The sequence below is a fragment of the Rhodococcus pyridinivorans genome (genome assembly GCF_900105195.1).
Taxonomy (GTDB): Bacteria; Actinomycetota; Actinomycetes; order Mycobacteriales; family Mycobacteriaceae; genus Rhodococcus; species Rhodococcus pyridinivorans.
The window spans coordinates 4,996,627-5,019,272 of the sequence record NZ_FNRX01000002.1 but is presented as its reverse complement, the minus strand read 5'-3'; the positions used below and the strand labels follow the sequence as shown (position 1 = coordinate 5,019,272).

The 22,646-nt window shown below is 67.2% G+C and carries 22 protein-coding genes and 2 pseudogenes; 17 read left to right on the top strand and 7 right to left on the bottom strand.

Translation table 11 applies throughout. The annotated features are described in order from the left end of the window. The 3 genes and pseudogenes from BLV31_RS23880 to BLV31_RS23870 form a co-directional block, all read left to right on the top strand. A pseudogene (locus tag BLV31_RS23880) lies at positions 1–201 on the top strand (hypothetical protein); the annotation flags it as partial. A 79-nt stretch (positions 202–280) separates the two neighbouring features. Further along, positions 281–1,186, top strand: a complete 906-nt coding sequence (locus BLV31_RS23875) for an LLM class F420-dependent oxidoreductase (protein ID WP_081263455.1) — start codon at positions 281–283, stop codon at positions 1,184–1,186. 11 nt (positions 1,187–1,197) lie between these two features. Continuing rightward, positions 1,198–2,067, top strand: a complete 870-nt coding sequence (locus BLV31_RS23870) for an SDR family NAD(P)-dependent oxidoreductase (RefSeq protein WP_064061149.1) — start codon at positions 1,198–1,200, stop codon at positions 2,065–2,067. On the opposite strand, the gene BLV31_RS23865 is transcribed toward BLV31_RS23870, so the two are convergent. Both BLV31_RS23865 and BLV31_RS23860 read right to left on the bottom strand, forming a co-directional pair. Next, a complete protein-coding gene (locus tag BLV31_RS23865) occupies positions 2,016–3,164 on the bottom strand; it encodes a hypothetical protein (protein ID WP_064061148.1) in 1,149 nt (382 codons plus the stop codon). The genes BLV31_RS23870 and BLV31_RS23865 overlap by 52 nt on opposite strands. Beyond that, a complete protein-coding gene (locus BLV31_RS23860; protein ID WP_064061147.1) occupies positions 3,164–4,099 on the bottom strand; it encodes a metal-dependent hydrolase in 936 nt (311 codons plus the stop codon). Before BLV31_RS23860 ends, BLV31_RS23865 begins: the two co-directional genes overlap by 1 nt. 233 nt (positions 4,100–4,332) lie before the next feature. Here BLV31_RS23860 and BLV31_RS23855 point away from each other — a divergent pair, with 233 nt between their 5' ends. The 3 genes and pseudogenes from BLV31_RS23855 to BLV31_RS25660 form a co-directional block, all read left to right on the top strand. After that, positions 4,333–4,992 (top strand): TetR/AcrR family transcriptional regulator, encoded by a 660-nt coding sequence (locus BLV31_RS23855; RefSeq protein WP_006552456.1) that lies wholly within the window; start codon positions 4,333–4,335, stop codon positions 4,990–4,992. Then, a complete protein-coding gene (locus tag BLV31_RS23850; RefSeq protein ID WP_064061146.1) occupies positions 4,989–5,456 on the top strand; it encodes a rhodanese-like domain-containing protein in 468 nt (155 codons plus the stop codon). The genes BLV31_RS23855 and BLV31_RS23850 overlap by 4 nt, the downstream gene beginning before the upstream one ends. Before the next feature lie 154 nt (positions 5,457–5,610). Then, positions 5,611–5,982 (top strand): annotated as a pseudogene (locus tag BLV31_RS25660) (alpha/beta fold hydrolase); the annotation flags it as partial. 147 nt (positions 5,983–6,129) lie between these two features. Here BLV31_RS25660 and BLV31_RS25655 read toward each other — a convergent pair. The 3 genes from BLV31_RS25655 to BLV31_RS23830 are packed head-to-tail and all read right to left on the bottom strand — an operon-like array spanning position 6,130 to position 9,018. After that, on the bottom strand, positions 6,130–6,840 hold the full coding sequence (locus BLV31_RS25655; RefSeq protein WP_006552453.1) for a type 1 glutamine amidotransferase: 711 nt from the start codon (positions 6,838–6,840) through the stop codon (positions 6,130–6,132). Continuing rightward, positions 6,833–8,086, bottom strand: coding sequence for a Mur ligase family protein (locus BLV31_RS23835; RefSeq protein WP_064061145.1), 1,254 nt, complete (start codon positions 8,084–8,086; stop codon positions 6,833–6,835). Before BLV31_RS23835 ends, BLV31_RS25655 begins: the two co-directional genes overlap by 8 nt. Continuing rightward, positions 7,981–9,018, bottom strand: coding sequence for an EamA family transporter (locus tag BLV31_RS23830; RefSeq protein ID WP_064061144.1), 1,038 nt, complete (start codon positions 9,016–9,018; stop codon positions 7,981–7,983). The genes BLV31_RS23835 and BLV31_RS23830 overlap by 106 nt, the downstream gene beginning before the upstream one ends. A gap of 72 nt (positions 9,019–9,090) precedes the next feature. Between BLV31_RS23830 and BLV31_RS23825 the strand changes: the two genes are divergently transcribed. Then, positions 9,091–9,987, top strand: a complete 897-nt coding sequence (locus BLV31_RS23825) for a LysR family transcriptional regulator (RefSeq protein WP_064061143.1) — start codon at positions 9,091–9,093, stop codon at positions 9,985–9,987. Between the two features lie 22 nt (positions 9,988–10,009). Here the strand turns inward: BLV31_RS23825 and BLV31_RS23820 are convergent, their stop codons facing one another. Then, complete coding sequence (locus BLV31_RS23820; protein WP_006552449.1) at positions 10,010–10,384, bottom strand: SHOCT domain-containing protein; 375 nt, start codon at positions 10,382–10,384, stop codon at positions 10,010–10,012. A gap of 233 nt (positions 10,385–10,617) precedes the next feature. Next, positions 10,618–12,429 (bottom strand): 2-isopropylmalate synthase, encoded by a 1,812-nt coding sequence (gene leuA, locus BLV31_RS23815; RefSeq protein ID WP_024102798.1) that lies wholly within the window; start codon positions 12,427–12,429, stop codon positions 10,618–10,620. Between the two features lie 220 nt (positions 12,430–12,649). On the opposite strand from leuA, the gene BLV31_RS25980 reads away from it, so the two are divergent. The 10 genes from BLV31_RS25980 to BLV31_RS23765 all read left to right on the top strand — a co-directional run bounded on the left by BLV31_RS25980 (position 12,650) and on the right by BLV31_RS23765 (position 22,634). Next, positions 12,650–13,147: a DUF4185 domain-containing protein gene (locus tag BLV31_RS25980; RefSeq protein ID WP_346243124.1), complete on the top strand. Its 498-nt coding sequence runs from the start codon at positions 12,650–12,652 to the stop codon at positions 13,145–13,147. A gap of 78 nt (positions 13,148–13,225) precedes the next feature. Further along, positions 13,226–14,491 (top strand): aspartate kinase, encoded by a 1,266-nt coding sequence (locus BLV31_RS23805; RefSeq protein ID WP_006552446.1) that lies wholly within the window; start codon positions 13,226–13,228, stop codon positions 14,489–14,491. 2 nt (positions 14,492–14,493) lie between these two features. Then, positions 14,494–15,555: an aspartate-semialdehyde dehydrogenase gene (locus tag BLV31_RS23800; protein WP_071936173.1), complete on the top strand. Its 1,062-nt coding sequence runs from the start codon at positions 14,494–14,496 to the stop codon at positions 15,553–15,555. Between the two features lie 143 nt (positions 15,556–15,698). After that, entirely contained in the window at positions 15,699–16,277 is a 579-nt protein-coding gene (locus tag BLV31_RS23795) for a TetR/AcrR family transcriptional regulator (RefSeq protein WP_064061142.1), read from the top strand. Next, complete coding sequence (locus tag BLV31_RS23790) at positions 16,274–17,779, top strand: flavin-containing monooxygenase (RefSeq protein WP_064061141.1); 1,506 nt, start codon at positions 16,274–16,276, stop codon at positions 17,777–17,779. The genes BLV31_RS23795 and BLV31_RS23790 overlap by 4 nt, the downstream gene beginning before the upstream one ends. Before the next feature lie 26 nt (positions 17,780–17,805). Next, positions 17,806–19,518, top strand: coding sequence for an FAD-dependent oxidoreductase (locus BLV31_RS23785; protein ID WP_064061179.1), 1,713 nt, complete (start codon positions 17,806–17,808; stop codon positions 19,516–19,518). Continuing rightward, on the top strand, positions 19,511–20,143 hold the full coding sequence (locus tag BLV31_RS23780; protein WP_064061140.1) for an acetoacetate decarboxylase family protein: 633 nt from the start codon (positions 19,511–19,513) through the stop codon (positions 20,141–20,143). Before BLV31_RS23785 ends, BLV31_RS23780 begins: the two co-directional genes overlap by 8 nt. 105 nt (positions 20,144–20,248) lie before the next feature. Next, positions 20,249–20,458, top strand: a complete 210-nt coding sequence (locus BLV31_RS24565) for an SDR family NAD(P)-dependent oxidoreductase (RefSeq protein ID WP_064061139.1) — start codon at positions 20,249–20,251, stop codon at positions 20,456–20,458. A gap of 186 nt (positions 20,459–20,644) precedes the next feature. After that, positions 20,645–21,079 carry a Fur family transcriptional regulator gene (locus tag BLV31_RS23770; protein WP_024102806.1) on the top strand — a complete coding sequence of 145 codons (435 nt, stop codon included), beginning with the start codon at positions 20,645–20,647 and terminating at the stop codon, positions 21,077–21,079. Between the two features lie 94 nt (positions 21,080–21,173). Next, positions 21,174–22,634, top strand: coding sequence for a catalase (locus BLV31_RS23765; protein WP_064061138.1), 1,461 nt, complete (start codon positions 21,174–21,176; stop codon positions 22,632–22,634). The last annotated feature ends 12 nt before the right edge of the window (positions 22,635–22,646 follow it).

Sequence of the window (22,646 nt, the reverse complement as noted above, 5' to 3'; positions counted from 1 at the left end):
GGTGAGGGTACGTCGACGGCGCGAGCGGATCATGCCGGGCTCGAGAGTTTCGACGGCGAGGTCGCCACGGTGCTGGTCTTCCTCGACCAGGACGTGAAGAACGTCGTGGTACCGGAAGGGCGTACCGACGCCACCCGCTTTCTCATCACCCTGAAGCGGATCGACGGCCGCTGGTTGCTCGACGGAGCCGACGCGCGCTGATCCTCGAAGATCGGCGTTGCACATCTCGAGAATAAGACTATCTTTTCGGAAAGTCTTATTGTCGCGAGAGGTTCTTCGAATGACGTTGCGGTTCATCTTCCACTACCCGGAGATCAACGGGCCCGAGGGTGACGTGCTCGATCCCGGGCCCGTCCGGGATGTGGCCGTCGCCGCCGAGAAAGCGGGATTCGACGCGTTCGCGTTCAGCGAGCGTCCTGCGCCCGGTGCCCGATGGCTCTCGGCCGGAGGGCACCAGACCCTCGACCCGTTCGTCGCACTCGGATATGTCGCCGGGGCGACCGAGCGGCTGCGTCTGCTGACCTACCTGGCGGTCGCGCCCTACCGGAATCCGATGCTCCTCGCCAAGGCTGCGGCCAGCCTGGACAAGCTCTCGGGTGGGCGCTTCACGCTCGGTCTCGGAGTGGGTTACCAGAAGAGTGAGTTCCACGCGCTCGGCGTCGATTTCGACGAACGCAACGCCCTCTTCGACGAAGCGCTCGACGTGCTTCCGCTCCATTGGCGCGGTGAGCCCTTCGATTACCGGGGCCGCCACTTCAGTGCCCGCGACATCATCGCCCGGCCTCGGCCGGTGCAGGATCCGATACCCATCTGGATCGGCGGGAATTCGAAGCTCACGCGGCGGCGGGTCGCACAGCGTGCGCAGGGATGGATGCCGATGTCGGGAGGCGGGCAACTCAGTGCCACCGCTCGTACCCGCACGCTCGGCCCCCTCGAAGAACTGGGGGAGCAGATCGCCGACGTCCGATCCGGCGCACTCGCTGCGGGCCGCACGGACCGGATCGACGTCGTGTATTCCTACGGCACCGAACTCATGTCGTCGACCGCAGGACCCGACCGGCACCGCGAGGTGTTCGCCGAGCTGGAGAAGGCCGGGGTCGACTGGGTGTCCGTCTCGTGCCGTATCGAGGGCCTGTCGGCCACAGTCGATTTCCTCGAGTCGTTCGGCTCGACCTATCTGTCGTGAAGGAGCCCGCAATGGGGTGGTTCGAGGAACGCGCAGGGCTCGCCGGGGCGGTTGCGGTGATCACGGGTGGCGCGGGTGGGCTCGGGGAGTCGATCGTCCGGGACCTCGCGGCCAACGGCGTGCGCCCGGCCGTTCTGGATATCGACGCGGATGCCGCCGAAGCGCTCCGCTCCGATCTCGTCGCCGCGGGAACCGAGTGTCTCGTGCACTGCGGCGACGTCCGCGATCCTGCCGTCCTGGCCGGCCTGTTCGATGCGGTGGACGAACGGTGGGGACGCGTCGACATCCTGGTGAACATCGTCGGCGGCACCTTCCGGTCGCCCTTCGTCGACACCTCGCCGAAGGGCTGGGATGCCCTCGTGCGTACCAACCTGTCCCACGTGCTGCAGGCGTGCTCGCTCGCAGTTCCCCGGATGCGGGAGGGCGGACGCGGCGGGAGCATCGTGAACATCACGACGATCGAGGCGCACCGGGCCGCACCCGGCTATGCGGTCTACTCCGCGGCGAAGGCGGCCGTCGAGCAGTTCGCCCGGACTCTCTCCGTGGAGGTGGCACCGTACGGGATCCGGGTGAACAACGTCGCTCCCGATTTCGTGCCCACTCCCGGACTGGAGAAACTCGCAGTCGGGGAGCATGCTCTGGCCGACGCCACCAGTGCCGGGATCGCGATTCCGATGGGACGTGTGGGGCACGTCCACGATGTCTCGAACTGCGTGGTGTTCCTCGCATCCGGGTTGTCGTCGTTCGTCACCGGGACGACCCTCCACCCCGACGGCGGCGTCCTCGCGTCGTCGGGGTGGTTCAACTGGCCGGGCACCGGCTGGGCGAACTACGCCCCGGCGAGCGTCCTCGAAGGGATGTCGTCGGTACCTGCCGGCTGAGGGCGCGGAACGGTGAAGGTCGCAGCCACACATGCGATCGCGACGACGAAGCACGCCAGGGTGTACCACAGGTTGCCGATGGGGTCGCCGTTCTCGGTGACCCCATCGACCGCGGCGAAGTAGTCGGGCAGCGCACCGATCCACAGCACGGCCATCACGACGAGATAGACGAGGGCGTACCAGCGGACGAGGTCGTTGGAATAGGGACGCTCGGAGCCGTTGTTGCGCAAGCGCACCCATTGGCGTGAGAGCACATAGAGCGCGACGAGCGACAGGATCGCGAGTTCGGCGGCGTAGATCGTCGCGCGCACCGTGGTGCTGCCCATGCCGATGACGGTCGCCGGCGCAGGGAGGATCACCACACCCACGGACGCGAGTAGTCCGACGGTGATCGTGCGCCAGGTCAGTTCGAGCCCGCCGAAGGTGCGACCGGCGTCGATGTGCCGGCCGACGAAGAACTGCGCGCAGAATGCGAGCGACATCGGCCACAGGGCAGCGAAGACCACGACGCTCGGGAGCGGAACGGAGTCGAAGAAGGGCTGGTTGATCGGGTTGTCGAGCGACCACTCCCACCACCGCAGCTGCGGTCCGAGGTGATCGAAGATCTCGTAGAAGGCGTGGTGGACGAAGCCCACGCAGACGGCGCCGACGACGGTGCCGTACTGCCGGAACACCCCGAGCATCCGAACGATGTCGAACGCGATCGTCGCCATCATCGGGTAGATCGCGATGATGTACAGCGGCAGGCGTCCCCACATGAACTCGACGGTGAACACGTTGTGCGCGAACATCGTGTCGAGGTAGTCCTCCACGCCGAAGGCGTCGGGGAAGTACAGCAGCGGTTCGATGATGAACAGGAACGCGAGGGTGCCGAGCCAGACGACGAGGTTCGTGGCGTCACCGGTGCGCCGCAACCGGACGATCGCGTACACGAGCATCAGCACCGCCCCGAGCACGATGGTCAGCTCGAGGACGGGCAGCGTCCAGTTCTCCAGCGCGAACGGACTGCGCAGTTCGAAGATCCCCCCGGCTTCGTCGCACGAGAATCCGAGGCGGGTCGAGAGGTCCTCGAAGGTGGGCGAGCACAGGTCCGACATCAGTTGTTCCTCCCGCCCACGGTTTCCGCCGTGTACCAGTGCGAGACGTCGTAGCCTTCGTCGAATCGACGGAACCACACGTCGGCGAGGGCCGGCAGCTTCTCGTGGTCGGGATTGTGCTTGGGCATCTGGCTGCGGATGATGCCCACCAGCGCGACGAGCTGTTCGCCGAGCGGCAGGACGTCGAAGGCGCGCGGCATCGGGCCGTGATCCTGGTACTGGAGGAACGGCAACCGGCGCCGCAGGTTCTGCTTACGGCGGTGCGACGCGAACATCGACATCGTGTCGATCTTCCGTTCCTCCAGCGGCACATGCTTGTTGAAGCCCTCGCACGCGATGGCGATGACGTCGAGCACGTGCTTGAACACCGAGGGGGCCTGCCGCATGCGGTACAGATCGCTGCCGACCACCGCGTCGAAGATGATGAGCGCCGAACTGCGGTGTTCGACCTCCTCGACGAAATGCCAGATGAACAACGAGGCGACCCGGTCGTCGCCGGGGCGGAAGAGCGCCGCGTCGTTGTCGAGCATGAGCTTGAAGACGGGAGTGAAGGTCGCCTCGAGATCGGCGGTGTACGCGAGGCGGTATTCGGGGGAAGTCTCGGCGGTGAGCTTGTCGAAGGCGCCGATGACGTCGTCGAGCGTCTCCTGCAACTCCGGATAGCTCTTGATCAGTCCCTTCACGTGCTGCCGGTGGGCGGTGGAGTGCTGCCCCTCCTGGTACATGAAGGCGTTGGCCTCTTCGAGGACCTCGGGATCGGTGATGCGCGGGGTGATCTCGCGGATCATGTTGACGATCATCTTCTCGAAGCCGATCGCGAGGAACGAGACGGCGTTGGCCATGCTCGAGAAGGCCGGGTTCTCCTCGTTCCACAGGAACGGCACGTCGTAATCCGCGAATGCGAAACGCATCTTGCGGACCTGCAGGTTCGTCATGGGGCGGTACCTCGTCTCTTCGACGCCGGGCTGGCTGTGGACCTGTTTCGGGACACGGTCGGGAGGACCTCTAACGAGCCGGGAGGCCCCGATCGGAGTGAACATACACGAAATGCGTCATGTGTATGATAGGTGTCCCACTCGCTCGCGGGAGCCCGTTTCGCACCACATCCACCGAGGTCGGCTGTGTTACCGTCGGGCCTTCTCCAGGCGACGGCTCGAGGAAGCGCGAAGTGGCACGTAGACGTGGGTGGGGTGGGAGTCCTCCCGCCGACGACGAAGAGGCGTCGCAGCGGATCGTTGCCGCCGCCGTCGACCTGATCGACCGGACCGGCGCGGAGATCAACATCGCCGATGTGGCCCAGTCCCTCGGGGTGATCCGCCAGACGGTCTACCGCTACTTCCCCAGCGCGGACGCCCTCATGCGTGCGGCCGCCATCGCCTCGGTCGAAGGATTCCTGGAACGACTCACCCGGCAGGTCGCGGGACTCGACGATCCGGTCGAGGCCATGACCGAAGGTGTGGTCTACACGCTCGCGGAGGTGCGTCGCACCCCGCATCTCGGCATCCTGCTGTCGAGCACCTATTCGAACCCGCATCCCGAAGCGATCGCCTCGGAGGAGGCGTGGATGTTCGGCATGGCGATGATCAAGCGGTTCGACGTCGACTGGGAGGAACACGGCTACGACGACGACTCCCTCGCGGAGCTGGTCGAGTACGTGCTGCGCACGATGCAGTCGTTCTTCGTCTCGCCGGGAACCCCGCCACGCTCCGACGACGATCTGCGCCGCTACCTGCGACGATGGATGGGTACGGCGATGCTCGCCCAGCGGGAGTGGGATTCCGGCAATCCCGCGAAGCGCGACTGCTCTCCCGTAGAGTCCGGCTCGTGACGAACGAGCAGCAGATCAGGCGTGCCGATCGTACGCGCGACGGCGATCCCCAGAACGTTCCCCGCCCGCTGGAGGGTGAAGCCGACCGCACGGTGGTGGAGACGACCTGGGGCGAGGTGCAGCCGATGCAGGTGGTGGCGGGCGTGGCGACCGTCGGTGAACTCGAGGTGATCGAACTGCTCGACCGGGGCGCTGCGCTGGTGGACACGCGGGTGCCCGATTCCCGGAGCGGGGTGAGCCTCCCCGGTGCCGTGAACATCCCGCACGAGGATATCGTCGCGAGAAAGGACGAGCTCGATACCGCCCGGACGACGATCGTCTTCTGCAACGGTCCCCAGTGCCCTCAGTCGCCCGACGCGATCCGGAAGCTGATCGACGCGGGATATCCCGCGTCCGCGCTCGCCTACTACCGCGGAGGCCTGCACGATTGGGCGACTCTGGGATACCCCCTCGCTTCGGTCTGACCGGCAGCACGAAAAGGCTTGCATTCTCACTGTGACGTAGCTAACATCGAAGGTGCGAATCGAGCTTATGAGACGTCCGCGGACGACAGAGAGAAGCTCGTGAAGCAGAGATCCGGCCCGGAGAACGCGTAAAGCGAATCACCGGGCCGAACCCCTGTTCAGGGGAGGTTTCGCGGCCGATCGCCGCGACTGCAGCAGGGGTTGCACAGGGCGTCTGGGAGGCGGTCGCGCCCCACTTGCACGCCGCGGGGTTCGCACCTTCGCCCCGGATCAGCGCGGCTACTCGCCCGGCGCCCCACCACCCCGCCGCCGTGACTACGGCCTCGACCTGCTCGTCGGCGACGTCGCGGCGCTCATCGAGTCGGTACCCGGTGGTCGCGCGCACGTTGTCGGCCACGACTGGGGAGCTGCCGTCGCGGGGGTGCTCGCGGCGCATCGTCCCGATCTCGTCCGCACCGTGACGGCGGTGTCCGTTCCGCATCCGACGGCGTTCATGCGCTCGTTCTTCACCAGCGGGCGATCGGATCCGCCGGGGTCGACGCGACGGCCCACTACGTCAGTGGGCCGTACCGACGGGAAACGCTCGTCGGTACGAGCCACTGGATTCCCGACGAGGAGCCGGAGAAGCTCGCGCGGCTGGTCCTCGAACACATCGCCGCGCACGGTTGATCACTCAGGCGCGCAACCGTTCCTGCCGCAGCAGATCGACCTCGGGCAGATCCAGCGGCGGCAGCGAGTCGACTCCCAGAGCGCGCATCAGGAGATGATCGGCGAGCTCGGGATTGCGGGCGAGCACGGGACCGTGCAGATAGGTGCCGATCACCGAACCCTGCACGGCACCTTCGAGTCCGTCGCCCACGCCGTTGCCGACACCGCGGTCGACGCGGCCGAGTCCGGTGGCATCGGACCCGAGAGTCGTTCCACCGCGGTGGTTCTCGAATCCCGTCAGCGGCTGGGTGAGGCCGGAGAGGGTGGGGCGGATGACAATCTCGCCGATCGCGCGGGTCTGCTGCGGCGAGGTGGTCGCGTCGAGGATGCCGACACCGTCGACGCGTTCGCCCGAGGACGTCTCGTACCAGTGGCCGAGCACCTGGATCGCGGCACAGATGGCCAGCACGGGCGCTCCGCGCTCGGCGGCGCGCTGCAGACCCGGATAACGCTGCAGGTGCCGCGTGGCCAGTCGCTGCGCGGCGTCCTCGGCACCACCGAGGGTGTAGAGATCGAGGGACTCGGGGACGGGATCGTTCAGTCCGATCTCGACGATCTCGGCGTCGTGACCGCGCATCCGCAGGCGCTGGCGCAGCACCAGGGCGTTGCCTCCGTCGCCGTAGGTGCCCATCACGTCGGGCAGGACGAGTCCGATGCGGACGGTCGACTCAGACATGGGCAGCTCTCCTGGCGATGGCGGTGTTGAGATCGCGGAACGCGGTGTAGTTGGCGAGCACCTCCACGCGGCCGGGAGGGCACGAGGCGATGGCCTTCAGCGGATCCGGCACCAGCGTGTGCTCGACACCCGCGTAGGTCAGGCGGACGGCGAGATCGGTGCCGCGTTCTCCGGCTGCCACCACCTGCACGCCTTCGAAGTGTTCGAAGCGGACGTCCCACAGCCACGACAGGTCCTCACCGTCGGGCACCTGACCGTTGACGGCGATCACCAGGCCGTCGACGGTCGGGTCGATCATCGACAGGGCCTCCTGCCAGCCGGCGGGGTTCTTCGCGAGCAGCATGTGCACCGAATGCGGTCCGACCTGCACCGTCTTGTAGCGACCGGCGACCTCTTCGACGACCGAGGCGGCAGCGACGGCCTTCGCCGGATCGGCACCGAGGGCGACGGCGGCCGCGACCGCCTGGGCGGCGTTGCCCCGGTTGGCGCGACCGGGGAGGGTCAGCTTCAGCGGGAGGACGAGGCCGTCCGGTCCGTACAGGTTCTCGTCGTCGACCCACCAGTCCGGTGTCGGCCGGGCGAAGTCGGAGCCGGTGCTGTACCAGTGGTCGCCTTCGCGGGCGATCGGCTCGCCCGTGCGCGGGCAGCTCACCGAGTCGTTGGCCCAGCCGGCGCCGGCGGCGACCCACACGACGTTCGGGTTGTCGTAGGCGGCGGACGTGACGAGCACGTCGTCGCAGTTCGCGACGATCACGGCGTCGGGATGCCGCTTCAGGCCCTCACGCAGCTTCCGCTCGATCATGTTGATCTCGCCGACCCGGTCGAGCTGGTCGCGGGTGAGGTTGAGCAGCACGATCGCGCGGGGCTCGAGGGCGTCGGCGACGTGCGGGGTGTGGAGTTCGTCGACCTCGATCGCGGCGAGCGGCGCCCGGAGATCGGTGGCGAGCGCGGCGACGATCCCGGCGTCCATGTTCGCGCCGTCCGCCTGGGTGACGACCGAATCGATCGTCTCGAGCGCGGCGGCCGTCATACGGGTCGTTGTGGACTTGCCGTTCGTCCCGGTGACGAGCACGGTCTGCCGGCCGTGGCCGATCTGCTTCATCAGTGCCGGGTCGATCTTCAGGGCGACGAGCCCTCCGATCATCGAGCCCTTACCGCGTCCGGCCTTCTGGGACGCCCACGCGGCGGCTCGGGCTGCGCGCAATGCGAGCCGTCCACGTGCGGTGATTCCTGTGCTGGTTCCCACGTCGGCGAGTGTTCCACAGGCGCGGGAGCGTTGTGTCGCCGGAGGAGCGTCCTGCTCGTCACACTGCGGTGTCCGCCCTGGGCGGCGAGGGCTCCGACGATGACGATCACACCGCCGATCAGGGAGGACGGTGCCGGTCGCTCGCCGAGCGTGATCCACGCGACGGTGAACCCGACGACCGGCACCATGAGGGAGAGCGGCGCGACGGCCCCGGCGGGATAGCGCGACAGCAGCGAGGCGTAGATGCCGGTGCCGGCGATCGTGCCCGCCAGGACGACGTAGATGAGTCCGGCCAGCGCCAGGCCCCCGTCCAGGGTGGTGACGACGGTATCGAGGGTCGACCACGCCTGCGGGCCCTCGACGAACCAGGAGATTCCGAAGAAGGGGAGCACGGGCACGACGCACATCCACAGCATCAGGCGCATGGGGTCGGCAGCGCCCGCCTTGCGGGTCGCGATGTTGCCGACCGCCCACGACAGACCGGCGAGCACGGCGAGGGTCATGGGGATCAGGCTCGCGTCCGCGGCGCCCTGCCCTACGGCGACGATCACCATGCCGGACACGGCGACGACGAGACCGGCGAGGCGGACGCCGTCGAACCGTTCGCGCAAGAACAATACGGCGAGCAGGACCGTGAAGGGTGCGGACGACTGCAGTACGAGCGACGCGAGGCCCGTGGGTAGACCGGCCTCCATCGCCCAGAACAGGAAGGCGAACTGGGCGAAGCCGAACCCGGCGCCGTAGAGCAGGAGCCAGCGCAGGGGAACGGCGGGTCGCGGGATGAACAGCAGGACCGGGACGGCGATGATCGCGAAGCGCAGTCCGGCGAAGAAGAACGGCGGGAAGTGGTCGAGGCCCAGTCTGATCGCGAGGAAGTTGCATCCCCAGAGCACCACGACGGTGAACGCGAGCAGACGGTCCCGGAACGGCATGCCGTCAATTCTTTGCGCAGGAAACAATCAGTACAAGCGAATGTTTCTGAAGAAAGTATGTAGTTTTACTACATGGAAGTCGTGCGATTGCGGATACTGCGCGAACTCGCCGACCGCGGAACCGTGGCTGCGACAGCCGCAGCGTTGTCGATGACACCGTCAGCCGTCTCGCAGCAGCTCAAGGTGCTCGCCCGGGAGGCGGGAGTGCCTCTACTCGAACCCGACGGCCGACGCCTGCGGTTCACCGACGCGGGTCGTGCGCTCGTGGTGCGCGCCGACGAGGTGCTCGACGCCCTCGACCGGGCCGCCGACGAGATGACCGCCTATGCGCGGTCGCCCCGCGGACGGGTGCGCGTGGCGTCGTTCCCCTCCGGGGCAGCACTCCTGCTGCCGGCCGTGCTCGAGGCGGCCGGGGCGATCGGCGTCGAGTTGGACGTGAGTGACGAGGACGTCCCGGCCTCGGCCGCGCCCGCACTGCTCGCCGACTACGACGTGGTGCTCACCCACCGCGACGAGCGTTCGGCTCCGCTGTCCGGGCCGCGTGTCCACGTCGAGACGCTCATGCGCGAACCGATCGATGTCGTCCTCCCTCCCGGGCACCGGCTCGCGGCGCAGGACCGCGTGCAGGTCGACGAACTGGCGGGGGAGCGCTGGATCAGCGTGCGGGGTGGATTCCCCGTCGACGACGTGTTGCTCTCCGTCGCGGCGGTGACGGGCATCCGTGCTCGGGTTGTGCACCGCATCAACGACTTCCGTGTCATCGAGGAACTCGTCGCGGCGGGGCACGGGGTGGCCCTGCTGCCGCGGTACTCGGTTCTGCATCCCGCCTTGGTGCGCCTGCCGCTGGCCGGTGTACGTGCGGCGCGGATCTACGAGCTCGTCACCCGCCCGGGAGCGGCGCGACGGCCAGCCGTGGGTGCCGTGCTCGACAGCTTCCGGACCGCAGCGGCACGGAAGCTGTCGATGTGAACGAACGGGTGGTCGCGCGGGATCAGGCGAGTGCCTTGGCCTTCAGTGCGTCGAACTCGGCCTGGTCGATGACACCCTCGTCGAGCAGCTTCTTCGCGTCGGCGATGTGTTCGGCGGGCGACTTGCCGGCGACCGAGCGGATGTAGTCGTCCTGCACGGCCTTGTACTGCGCGGCCTCCTTCGCGGAGCGCTCTGCCATTCCGGTGCCGTGGACGATCAGATAGATCAGGCCCGTGAGCCACGGGAAGACGAACAGGAAGACGATCCAGATCGCCTTGACCCAGCCGGACTGTTCGCGGTTGCGGAACAGATCCCCGATGATCATCCACAGCATGATGAGGTACGCGATGAATGCGAAGCAGACGATGATGTACCAGATGATGTCCATGAACTCCATACGCACACTCCGGGTTCGAGCAGAACGACTCTGCGGGACGAAAATTGCGGAATTCGACGGATATCACCCGTGAACGGGTTCGTTCTCGTCGAACATTCGGAACTGTATCTTTCCGGAGAGTGCGGTAATTGCCCGAAACGGTATTTGCGAGATGAATTGTCGGGGTGAAAATCCCCGAAAACGACGAATGCGGTGGACCCTCATGGGTCCACCGCATTCGGTTCGGAGACGGATCAGCGGTGCGAGCGGTTCACCGCGGAGACCATCGCGCGCAGCGACGCCGTGGTGATCGACGGGGCGATGCCCACGCCCCACACCAGGACGGTCGTGCCGTCGGGACGCGTGACGTCGGCCTCGACGTAGGCCGCGGCGTTGGCGTCGTCGCCGGCGGACATGGCGTGCTCGGCGTAACCGCGAACGGCCACCTGGTAACCCAGCGACTCGAGGGCGTCCACGAAGGCCGCCAGCGGGCCGTTGCCGCTGCCGGAGATCTCCTTCTCCACGCCGTCGACCTTCAGCACGGCGGCGATGCTGTCCTCACCGTCGTCGGTCTCGGCCGCGGTGACCTTCTGCCGGATGCGCTCGAGCGGCGAGACCGGGGCCAGGTACTCCTCGTGGAAGATGTCCCACATCTCCTTGGGGCTGACCTCGCCACCATCACCGTCGGTGACCTTCTGCACGGCCTGCGAGAACTCGATCTGCAGGCGACGCGGCAGGTTCAGGCCGTGGTCGTGCTTCATGATGTACGCGATGCCGCCCTTGCCGGACTGCGAGTTCACGCGGATCACGGCCTCGTAGGTGCGGCCGACGTCCTTCGGGTCGATCGGCAGGTAGGGCACGGCCCAGGTGTGGTCGTCGACGTCGACACCGGCGGCTTCGGCGTCGACCTTCATCGCGTCGATGCCCTTGTTGATCGCGTCCTGGTGGCTGCCGGAGAAGGCGGTGTAGACCAGGTCGCCACCGTAGGGGTGGCGCTCGTGGACGGGCAGCTGGTTGCAGTACTCGACCGTGCGGCGGATCTCGTCGATGTTCGAGAAGTCGATCTGCGGGTCGACGCCACGGCTGAACATATTCATGCCCAGGGTCACCAGGCAGACGTTGCCGGTGCGCTCACCGTTGCCGAAGAGGCAGCCCTCGATGCGGTCGGCACCGGCCTGGTAGCCCAGCTCGGCCGCGGCGACACCCGTGCCGCGGTCGTTGTGCGGGTGCAGCGACAGGATGATCGAGTCGCGCTTCGCCAGGTTGCGGTGCATCCACTCGATCGAGTCGGCGTAGACGTTGGGGGTGGCCATCTCGACGGTGGCAGGCAGGTTGATGATCACCGGGTTCTCGGGGGTCGCGCCCAAGGTCTCGACGACCGCGTCGCAGACATCCTTGGCGTACGACAGCTCGGTTCCGGTGTACGACTCGGGGGAGTACTCCCAGCGCCAGTTGGTGTCGGGGTGGTTCTTCGCCTCTTCGAGCACCAGCTCCGCGGCGTCGGTCGCGATCTTCTCGACGGTCTCCTTGTCGGCGCGGAACACCACGCGACGCTGCAGGATCGACGTCGAGTTGTAGAAGTGCACGATCACGTTCTGCGCCCCGGCGCACGCCTCGAAGGTGCGCTTGATCAGTTCGGGGCGGGACTGCGTCAGCACCTGGATGGTGACATCGTCGGGAATCGCGCCGTCCTCGATGATCTCGCGGACGAAATCGAAATCGGTCTGGCTCGCGGACGGGAAACCGACCTCGATCTCCTTGTAGCCCATGCGTACGAGCAAATCGAACATGCGCCGCTTACGGGCGGGGCTCATCGGGTCGATCAGCGCCTGGTTGCCGTCGCGCAGGTCCACGGCGCACCACGCCGGGGCGCGATCGATGATCTTGTCGGGCCAGGTGCGGTCGGGCAGCGAGATCGACTCGACTTCCTCGGCGAACGGCCGGTACCGGTAGGTCGGCATCGACGAGTTCTTCTGCTTGTTCCACGACGGCTGGTCGGCCGGGGCCGGCTTGCTCGGCGGCGTGATGGTGCGCGAGCCGGAGGTGAAAGCGTCGGCGGGTGACATGACGTAACTCCAAAGAGAAAAGGGGACCTGTGGGCCCAGATCGAATATCGACCGGCGCGTCGAAACCCCGCGACGGGAAGCCGGTCTGGTCAGATCCCGCCGCGGCGGCCGAGGAGAAGCACGCGCTGCATGCCCAGCAGTGTATCGCGCCATACCCCACCTCGACCAAGTGGCACCTCCCACACGCATGCGTCCCGTGTGACCGGGCGGCGGTGATGTCGTGACCCGATCGATACGAACGTGCGTGACAGCGGTACCTGCACTGCTCGCACTCGGACTCATAGCGGTCTCCGCCCCCCGCGGCGCACGCCCAACCCTGCGACTCGGGAACTCCCCGGCTCGGGTTCGGGCTCCGGATCCTTCGGCACGGGATCACCGGCACGGGATCATCAGGACCGCGGCTCGGGGCACTCCCGCGAACGGTGCAGCAGCTGCCACACCGGACGTGCCACCCGCCGTCGGGGAGATGTCGGTGCAGTTCCTGGGCGGTGAGTTCGTCATGCTCTACGGCAACGAGGCGAACGGCACGATCGAGATGAGGACGTCCGCGAGACCCGAGGGGCCGTGGAGCGAGGCCCGCGTGCTGGTCCCCCACCGCGAGATCGGCGGTCTCTACGCTCCGTTCATCCACCCGTGGTCCACGGATACGGATCTCTACTTCACCGCCTCGCGGTGGGGCGACTACAACGTCATCCTGTTGCGCACGACACTTTCCTGAGACGCCCCGGGTCGATGGAAGCCGCGGTCGGTAAGCTGGGCCACTGGACTTGTTCCCGAGACCCGGAGGTTGGCCAGCGTGGCACTCGTCGTCCAGAAGTACGGAGGATCCTCGGTCGCGACGGCCGAGCGGATCCGGCGCGTCGCTGAAAGGATCGTCGAGACCAAGAAGGCGGGCAACGACGTCGTGGTCGTCGTCTCGGCTATGGGAGACACGACCGACGAACTCCTCGATCTCGCACAGCAGGTGTGCCCGGCCCCGCCGGCCCGCGAAATGGACATGCTCCTCACCTCCGGTGAGCGCATCTCCAACTCCCTCGTCGCGATGGCGATCCACTCGCTCGGCGCCGAGGCCCGGTCGTTCACCGGTTCCCAGGCGGGCGTGATCACCACGGGCAGCCACGGCAAGGCGAAGATCATCGACGTCACCCCCGGCCGTGTGCGCACCGCCCTCGACGAGGGCAGCATCGTGCTGGTCGCCGGCTTCCAGGGTGTGAGCCAGGACAGCAAGGACATCACGACTCTCGGTCGTGGCGGTTCGGACACGACCGCCGTCGCACTCGCCGCCGCGTTGAACGCGGACGTCTGCGAGATCTACACCGACGTCGACGGCGTGTTCTCCGCGGACCCGCGCATCGTCAAGGACGCGCAGCGCCTCGAGAAGGTCTCCTTCGAGGAGATGCTCGAGCTCGCCGCGTGCGGCGCGAAGGTTCTCATGCTGCGGTGCGTGGAGTACGCCCGCCGCTACAACGTGCCCGTGCACGTTCGTTCGTCGTACACCACCAAGCCCGGCACCATGGTGTCCGGATCGATGGAGGACATCCCTGTGGAAGAGGCCCTGATCACCGGCGTTGCGCACGATCGCAGCGAAGCGAAGATCACCGTCGTCGGTATCCCCGACACCCCCGGTTACGCCGCCAAGGTGTTCCGCGCCGTCGCCGACGCCGAGATCAACATCGACATGGTGCTGCAGAACATCTCGAAGGTCGAGACCGGCAAGACCGACATCACCTTCACCTGCCCGAAGAGTGACGGCCCGCGCGCGGTCGAGCTCCTCACCAAGCAGCAGGGCGACATCGGCTTCACCCAGGTCCTCTTCGACGACCACATCGGCAAGGTCTCCCTCGTCGGTGCCGGCATGAAGAGCCACCCCGGCGTCACGGCCAAGTTCTGCGAGGCTCTCGCCGACGCCGGCATCAACATCGACCTGATCTCGACGTCGGAGATCCGCATCTCCGTGCTCGTGGATGACAACGAACTCGACGACGCCGTGCGCGCTCTGCACGCGGCATTCGAGCTCGGCGGCGACGAAGAGGCCGTCGTGCACGCAGGAACGGGGCGGTAATCGTGACCACCAATCAGGCGAGCGAAGCGACGGGCAAGACCATTGCGGTCGTAGGCGCCACGGGGCAGGTCGGTATCGTCATGCGCACCCTGCTCGAGGAGCGCAACTTCCCGGCCGACACGGTTCGGTTCTTCGCGTCGGCCCGCTCGGCCGGCAAGAAGCTACCGTTCCGCGGTGAGGAGATCGTGGTCGAGGACGTCGCGGCGACCTCCGACGAGGATCTGAAGGGCATCGACATCGCGCTGTTCTCGGCCGGTGGCACCCTCTCCAAGGAACAGGCTCCGCGCTTCGCGGCCGCCGGTGCGATCGTCGTCGACAACTCGTCGGCATGGCGCAAGGACCCCGAGGTTCCGCTCGTCGTCAGCGAGGTCAACCCGGAGCAGGTGAAGAACCCACCGAAGGGCATCATCGCCAACCCGAACTGCACCACGATGGCCGCGATGCCGGTGCTCAAGGCACTGCACGACGAGGCCGGACTCCAGCGCCTGATCGTGTCGAGCTACCAGGCGGTCTCCGGTAGCGGACTGGCGGGCGTCGAGGAACTCGTCGGCCAGGTGCGTGCCGTCGCCGACGAGGCCGACAAGCTCGTCCACGCGGGCGACGCCGTCGACTTCCCGGCCCCGAACAAGTACGTCGCGCCCATCGCGTTCAACGTCGTGCCGCTCGCCGGCTCGATCGTCGACGACGGAACGGGTGAGACCGACGAGGACCAGAAGCTGCGCAATGAGTCGCGCAAGATCCTCGGCCTGCCGGACCTGCTCGTGTCGGGCACGTGCGTGCGCGTTCCCGTCGTGACCGGCCACTCGCTGTCGATCAACGCCGAGTTCGAGCGGCCGCTGTCGGTCGAGCGTGCGCAGGAGTTGCTCGCGAACGCTCCGGGCGTCCGCCTCGTCGACGTGCCGACCCCGCTCGCCGCAGCGGGCGACGACGTCTCGCTCGTGGGCCGCATCCGTCAGGATCCGGGTGCTCCTGAGGGCCGCGGTCTCGCGCTCTTCGTCTCGGGCGACAATCTGCGCAAGGGTGCTGCTCTCAACACCATCCAGATCGCTGAGCTGCTCGTCTAGGCGACCTTCCGATCTGCTCGACGGAGCGGGTGGACCTCTTCGGGTCCACCCGCTCCGTCGCGTTTCGGGCCTGATCCGGTATACCCGAGAAATATTTACAAGCAGTCTGGACTGTTTGTTGTTTTCCCGTTACGCTGCGAAGCGTGATCCAGGACACTGCGCCGAACGGTGGTCGCACCCAGGCGCAACGCACAGCCGCGACGCGAGCCAAGCTGCTCGACGCCGCGGTCGACTCGCTCGTCGAGCATGGCTATTCGGGAACCAGCACGCAGGGCATCGCCAAACGTGCCGGAGTCTCGCGAGGCGCCCAGCTCCACCACTTCCCGACGAAGGAGAGCCTTGTCGTCGCGGCGGTCGGGCACCTCGTCGACAGGCGGCTGCAGGAGATCCTCGAGACACGACCCGATCCGGAGCACGGCTTCGAAACGCTCATGGATGCCTTCTCCGGCCCGCTCTTCGCCGCAGCGCTCGAACTGTGGGTCGCGGCGCGGACCGATCCGTCCCTGCACGAGGCGATGATCCCGCTCGAACGCAAGGTGTCGGACGCGCTCCGCACGGGTTGCCTGGAGATCATGGGCGACCGGGTCTCGCCCGACCACATCGACCTCAGCATCGAGATCGCCCGGGGCTTCGCCGTCTCGGCCCTGATGCGTACCCCCGAATCCGATCGAGAATTCCGGGAGCGCCTGCTCCCGGTCTGGAAGGCGCTGGTGATGAAATGAGTCTCGCACTGCTTCCCGATCACGTGCACACGCTCGTCGTCGGCGCGGGCTTCGGTGGCATCGGTATGACCGCAACGCTGTTGCGCGAGAACCCCGACGCCGACGTCCTCGTCCTCGAGCGCGGTGACGACGTCGGCGGAACCTGGCGCGTGAACACCTATCCCGGTGCCGCATGCGATGTTCCGAGCGCGCTGTACTCGTTCTCCTTCGCGCCCGAACCCGACTGGTCGCGAGCGTACGGCACCCAGGAGGAGATCTACGCGTACCTCCGCCGTGTTGCACGTGAGCAGGGCGTGACCGACCGGACGATGTTCGGGTGCGAACTGCGCGCGGCGCAGTGGGACGCCGAGCGTGCCGTGTGGCGGATCTCCACCTCCCGTGGCGACCTGACGGCCGACGTGCTCGTCGCCGCGACCGGCGCCCTCTCCACACCCACCTATCCGAAGGTTTCCGGACTGGAGTTGTTCCGCGGCAAGAAGTTCCATTCGGCCGAGTGGGATCACGACCACGACCTCACGGGTGAGCGTGTCGCCGTCATCGGTACCGGCGCGTCGGCCATCCAGTTCGTGCCGGCGATCGTCGACCGCGTCGAACATCTCACGCTGTTCCAGCGCACGGCCTCCTGGGTGATGCCCAAGCACGACCACGTCATCGCGCGGTCGGTCCGCACGCTCTACCGGCGCTTCTCCCTGGTCCAGAAGCTCATGCGCGGATTCGTATACGGGCAGAGGGAGATCTACGTCGTCGGCATGACGAAGCCCTTCGCCCGCAAGTACCTCCTGCCGCTGTTCGAGGTCCGGGCACGCCAGGTGCTGCGCAAGAACGTGCGCGATCCTGAGCTGCGCAAGCGCCTGACCCCCGATTTCGCGATCACCTGCAAGCGGATCCTGTTGTCCAACGACTGGTTCCCGGCCATCACCCGCCCGAAGGTGGACGTGGTGTCCTCCGGTCTGGCAGCGGTCACCGAGAACGGTGTCGTCGACGACAAGGGCACCGAGTACCCGGTCGACACCATCATCTTCGGTACCGGTTTCACGCCGACGGAACCGCCGGTCGCGCACCATATCCGCGGTGGCGACGGCCGCACCCTCGCCGAGACCTGGGACGGCAGCCCCTCGGCCTATCTCGGCATCACCGTGCCCGGCTTCCCCAATCTGTTCCTCATGTACGGCCCCAACACCAATCTCGGCCACAGCTCGATCGTGTACATGCTCGAATCCCAGGCCAACTACATCTCCGACGCGCTGCGCACGATGGAGCGTCACGGCATCTCGGCCGTGGAGGTGCGCGACGACGCGGTGCGCCGCTACACCGCCGATCTCGACCCGGCGCTGAACAACACGGTCTGGAACCAGGGTGGCTGCAGCAGCTGGTACATCGACGAGAAGGGCCGCAATTCCGTGATGTGGCCGACCTTCACGTGGCAGTACCGGGCGCGGACCAAGCAGTTCGACCCGGAGAGCTACACGGAACACCGAGCGACGGCAGGAGCGGGCGCATGAAGCAGAGCGACGGCAGGAGCGGGCGCATGACCCATTACGACGTCCTCGTCATCGGATCCGGATTCGGCGGCAGCGTCGCAGCACTGCGCGCCACCGAGAAGGGATACAAGATAGGAGTTCTCGAGGCCGGACGGCGTTTCGAGGACGACGAGCTGCCCGAGACGAGCTGGCGGCTGCGCAAGTACCTGTGGGCGCCGCAGGTGGGATGCTACGGGGTACAGCGCATGCACCTGCTGCCCAACGTGCTCGTCATGGCGGGAGCCGGTGTGGGCGGCGGGTCGCTGAACTACGCCAACACCCTGTACAAGCCGCCGACGCCCTTCTTCCGCGACCCGCAGTGGGGTCACATCACCGATTGGGAAGCGGAACTGACGCCGTACTACGACCAGGCGGCACGGATGCTCGGCGTCCGCCCCAATCCCAGCATCACGCCCGCGGACGAGGTGATGCGCCAGGTCGCCGACGAGATGGGTGTCGGCCACACCTACACGACCACCCCGGTCGGTGTGTTCTTCGACGAGCCCGGCAGGACGGTGCCCGACCCGTTCTTCGGTGGAGCCGGCCCCGACCGCACCGGCTGCACGGAGTGCGGCAGCTGCATGACGGGTTGCCGTGTGGGAGCGAAGAACACGCTCGTCAAGAACTACCTCTACCTCGCGGAGAAGGCCGGCGCGCACATCCACGCCCTCACGACGGTGACCCGTGTGGTGCCCCGTACCGGTGGTGGGTATGAGGTCCACACCCGCAGCACGAACGGCATCAGGAAGCGCCGCAAGGTCTTCACCGCCGACCAGGTGGTGATCGCGGCCGGTACCTACGGTACGGCGCGCCTGCTGCTCGCGAGCCGCGAGACCGGCGACCTGCCGAACCTGTCTCCGGCCCTCGGCACCGTGGTGCGCACCAACTCCGAGGCGGTGCTCGCCGCGACCGCGCAGGATCGCGTCGTCGACTACACGAAGGGCGTGGCCATCACGTCGTCCTTCCACCCGGACGACCACACCCACATCGAACCGGTGCGGTACGGCAAGGGCAGCAACCTGATCGGTCTGCTCCAGGCGCTGCTCGTCGACGGTGGCACGCGGATGCCGCGACTGCTGAAGTTCTTCGGTGTCGCCGCGAAGAATCCCGCCGCCTTCCTCCGCTCGCTGTCGGTCCGGAACTGGTCCGAGCGCACGGTCATCGCTCTCGTGATGCAGACCGACGACAACTCTCTCGAGCTCGCGACCCGGCGCACGCCGATCGGCCGGGGCCTGACCAGCAAGCAGGGGCCGGGCACTCCGCCGCCCGAGTGGATTCCGGTGGGCCACGAAGCGGTCCGCCGCGTCGCCGACAAGATCGACGGCGACGCCGGTGGTTCGATCGCCGACCTGTTCGACATCCCGATGACCGCGCACTTCCTCGGCGGGTGCGCGATCGGCGATTCGCCGCGTACCGGCACCGTCGACCCGTACCTGCGTGTCTACGGGCACAAGGGTCTGCACGTCGTCGACGGCTCCGCGGTGAGCGCCAACCTCGGCGTGAACCCGTCCCTCACGATCACCGCGCAGGCCGAACGTGCGCTGGCGCTGTGGCCGAACAAGGGGGCGAAGGACAACCGGCCTCCGCTCGGGTCGGCCTACGAACCCGTGCAGCCCGTGCAGCCCGTGCGTCCGGTCGTGCCCGTCGAGGCCCCGGCGGCGCTGCGACTGCCCATCACCCCCGTTCGGAAGGAGAGCGCCCGTGCTCTGGACAGTGCCTGAGAGCGAGGACGAACGCACCGACTATCCGGTCTCGCCGCCACCGCCATGGCCGGCCTCCGTGCGGGCCGCCCTGTGGTGGCATCGCAGCACCCCGGACGCCTCCCAGTACGGGCCGACCGGCGCGACCCTGCCCATCACCCTCGCGATGATGGTCGACTACCTCGACTCGCCGGTCGGGCCGTACCGCGAGGTGCTGGCCAGCCCGGTGCTGCGCCGCGACCTGATCCCGGCGATGGCGGTGCCGTTCATCGCCGTCGACTCCGAGCCGTCGGTGCACGGTGGTCGCGAACACTGGAAGCTGCCGAAGGTGCTCGCGAAGTTCGACGGCGACGTCCTCGGCGATTTCTCCGCGACCGGCGCCCGATGGAGCGTGGCCACCTCGGCCGCGCCGAAGGGCCCGGAACTGCCGATCGCAGGTGGACTGACCTTCGCCCAGCCGATCCCCGGCGGCGCCGTCGAACGCGCCATCGCCCGGCTGCGGGGGAAGTTCCGTTACGCGCGGGTGACCGTCGCGGCGGAGGGACCGACGCTGAGCCGCTGGCTTTGCCCCGGCACCCACCACGGCCTCGTCATCACCTCCGGACGGATGTCCACGGGCGCGTCGCGAGTCGTGTCGCGTATGTAGGTCAGCCGGTCTCTCCGCCGTCGAGGAGATCGCCGATGCCGACGCACACGCGATGTTCGACGTGCAGATCTTCGGGGTGCTGAACGTGATGGGGCGGCGTTTCCGGTGTTCAGGAGCAACCGTCGCGGGCACATCGTCAACGTCTCGTCGATCCTGGTGCTCACGACCTTCCCGGGCTGGGGGCTCTACAGTGCGGGCAAGTTCGCGCTCGAGGCCCTGAGGGAAGCGCTCGCCGCGGAGGTCGCCGATCTCGGTATCGGGGTGAATCTGATCGAACCGGGATACGTGCGGACCGATTTCCTGACGAAAGACTAGCTCGCACTTCCCGATTCGACACTCGGTGAGGATCCGGCCGTGCGGAGAGACGACCGAGGCGCGCCGGGCGCCGGCGGACGCCGACCACACCGACCTCTGATCCGATCGGAGACCCGAAGTAGGCGTGACGGGCACCGCACCGATCCTTTTCTTGACTTATTCCAGAAAAGGGGCATACTTGGTGTCATGCAACAAGGACACGAGCATCACTTCGACCCCAAGGAGCAACTGCGCTCCGTGGGTCTGCGGGTGACCGCTCCCCGCGTTGCCGTACTGAGAACCGTTGCCGAGCATCCGCATTCCGATGCGGACGGAATTGCCGCCCACGTGCGCGACGAACTCGGCTCGGTGTCGACGCAGGCCGTGTACGACGTACTCAAGGCATGCGTGGGGAACGGGTTGCTCCGCCGGATCGAACCGGCCGGATCACCCGCACGGTACGAGACCCGCATCGGCGACAACCACCACCACCTCGTGTGCCGCGCATGCGGCACGGTCGTCGACATCGATTGCGTGGTCGGGGCCGCGCCCTGCCTGACGCCGTCCGACGACCACGGCTTCGTCATCGACGAAGCAGAGGTCACCTTCTGGGGCCTGTGCCCCGATTGCCGCGCCGACTAGCGCCCACTCGCTTCACCGGTGGTCCGGCCCCTCCGCGGGCCGAACCACCGGCTTCGTGTCCCGAGACCCGGAACATCCGTATACGGAGGTCACCATGACGAATGCCCGTTACACCACGAACAACGTCGGTATCCCCGTCGCCAGCGACAACGAGTCGCTCACCGCGGGCACCCAGGGGCCGATCCTGCTCCACGACCACTACCTGGTCGAGAAGCTCGCGCACTTCAACCGCGAGCGGGTGCCCGAGCGCGTCGTGCACGCCAAGGGCGCCGGCGCGTTCGGTGAGCTCGTCGTCACCGAGGACGTCTCCGCCTACACGAAGGCCAAGCTGTTCCAGCCGGGCGTGAAAACCGAGATGCTGGCACGCTTCTCGACGGTCGCCGGTGAACAGGGCAGCCCCGACACCTGGCGCGACCCGCGCGGTTTCGCTTTGAAGTTCTACACCGAGGACGGGAACTACGACCTGGTCGGCAACAACACGCCGATCTTCTTCATCAAGGACCCGATCAAGTTCCCCGACTTCATCCACTCGCAGAAGCGCCTGCCCGGCTCCGGCCTGCGCGACCACACGATGCAGTGGGACTTCTGGACCCTGCGCCCCGAGACCGCACACCAGGTCACCTGGCTGATGGGCGACCGTGGCCTGCCGCGCACGTGGCGCCACATGGACGGCTTCGGTTCGCATACCTACCAATGGATCAACGCCGACGGTGAGCGCTTCTGGGTGAAATACCACTTCAAGACCGACCAGGGCATCGAGTTCCTCACCCAGGACGAGGCCGACCGCCTCGCCGGCTCGGATCCCGACTACCACCGCGCCGACCTCTACAAGGCGATCGAGCGTGGCGAGTTCCCGAGCTGGACGCTCCACGTGCAGATCATGCCGGTCGCGGAGGCGGAGAACTACCGGTTCAACCCGTTCGACCTGACCAAGGTGTGGTCGCAAAAGGACTACCCGTTGATCAAGGTCGGCACGATGACCCTGAACCGCAACCCGCGCAACTTCTTCGCAGAGATCGAGCAGGCCGCGTTCGCCCCGTCGAACGTCGTGCCGGGCATCGGTTTCTCGCCCGACAAGATGCTGCTCGGCCGCGTGTTCTCCTACGCCGACGCCCACCGCTACCGCATCGGCGTCAACCACGCACAGTTGCCGGTGAACTCCGCGAAGGCCGCCCGTGTCGACTCCTACAGCAAGGAGGGCAACATGGCCTTCACCTTCAACGATCCGCAGACCCCGGTCTACGCACCGAACAGCTTCGGTGGTCCGCATGCCGATCCCGAGCGGGCCGGCGACGAAGGTCTGTGGAACTTCGGAACCGAGGCCGTGCGCGCGGGCTACGTGCAGCACCCAGAGGACGACGACTTCGGTCAGGCGGGCACCCTCGTCCGCGACGTGATGGACGACGCGGAGCGCGAACGCCTCGTGAACAACATCGTCGGACACGTCCGCGGCGGTACCTCGGAGGCGCTCTACGAGCAGATCTTCGAGTACTGGCGCAACGTCGACGAGGAGCTCGGCAAGCGGGTCGAGGCGGGCGTGCGCGCCGGAGCCTGACCCGTCACCGGG

What these genes read in the sequence shown, in the direction of transcription:
- BLV31_RS23765 (WP_064061138.1), top strand. Translation starts at nt 21,174, where the DNA reads ATGACGAATGCCCGTTACACCACGAACAACGTCGGTATCCCCGTCGCC.
- BLV31_RS23770 (WP_024102806.1), top strand. Translation starts at nt 20,645, where the DNA reads ATGCAACAAGGACACGAGCATCACTTCGACCCCAAGGAGCAACTGCGC.
- BLV31_RS23860 (WP_064061147.1), bottom strand. Translation starts at nt 4,099, where the DNA reads ATGACGAACCTGCAGGTCCGCAAGATGCGTTTCGCATTCGCGGATTAC.
- BLV31_RS23785 (WP_064061179.1), top strand. Translation starts at nt 17,806, where the DNA reads ATGACCCATTACGACGTCCTCGTCATCGGATCCGGATTCGGCGGCAGC.
- BLV31_RS23790 (WP_064061141.1), top strand. Translation starts at nt 16,274, where the DNA reads ATGAGTCTCGCACTGCTTCCCGATCACGTGCACACGCTCGTCGTCGGC.
- leuA (WP_024102798.1), bottom strand. Translation starts at nt 12,429, where the DNA reads ATGTCACCCGCCGACGCTTTCACCTCCGGCTCGCGCACCATCACGCCG.
- BLV31_RS23825 (WP_064061143.1), top strand. Translation starts at nt 9,091, where the DNA reads ATGGAAGTCGTGCGATTGCGGATACTGCGCGAACTCGCCGACCGCGGA.
- BLV31_RS23870 (WP_064061149.1), top strand. Translation starts at nt 1,198, where the DNA reads ATGGGGTGGTTCGAGGAACGCGCAGGGCTCGCCGGGGCGGTTGCGGTG.
- BLV31_RS25655 (WP_006552453.1), bottom strand. Translation starts at nt 6,840, where the DNA reads ATGTCTGAGTCGACCGTCCGCATCGGACTCGTCCTGCCCGACGTGATG.
- BLV31_RS23875 (WP_081263455.1), top strand. Translation starts at nt 281, where the DNA reads ATGACGTTGCGGTTCATCTTCCACTACCCGGAGATCAACGGGCCCGAG.
- BLV31_RS23820 (WP_006552449.1), bottom strand. Translation starts at nt 10,384, where the DNA reads ATGGAGTTCATGGACATCATCTGGTACATCATCGTCTGCTTCGCATTC.
- BLV31_RS23830 (WP_064061144.1), bottom strand. Translation starts at nt 9,018, where the DNA reads ATGCCGTTCCGGGACCGTCTGCTCGCGTTCACCGTCGTGGTGCTCTGG.
- BLV31_RS23865 (WP_064061148.1), bottom strand. Translation starts at nt 3,164, where the DNA reads ATGTCGGACCTGTGCTCGCCCACCTTCGAGGACCTCTCGACCCGCCTC.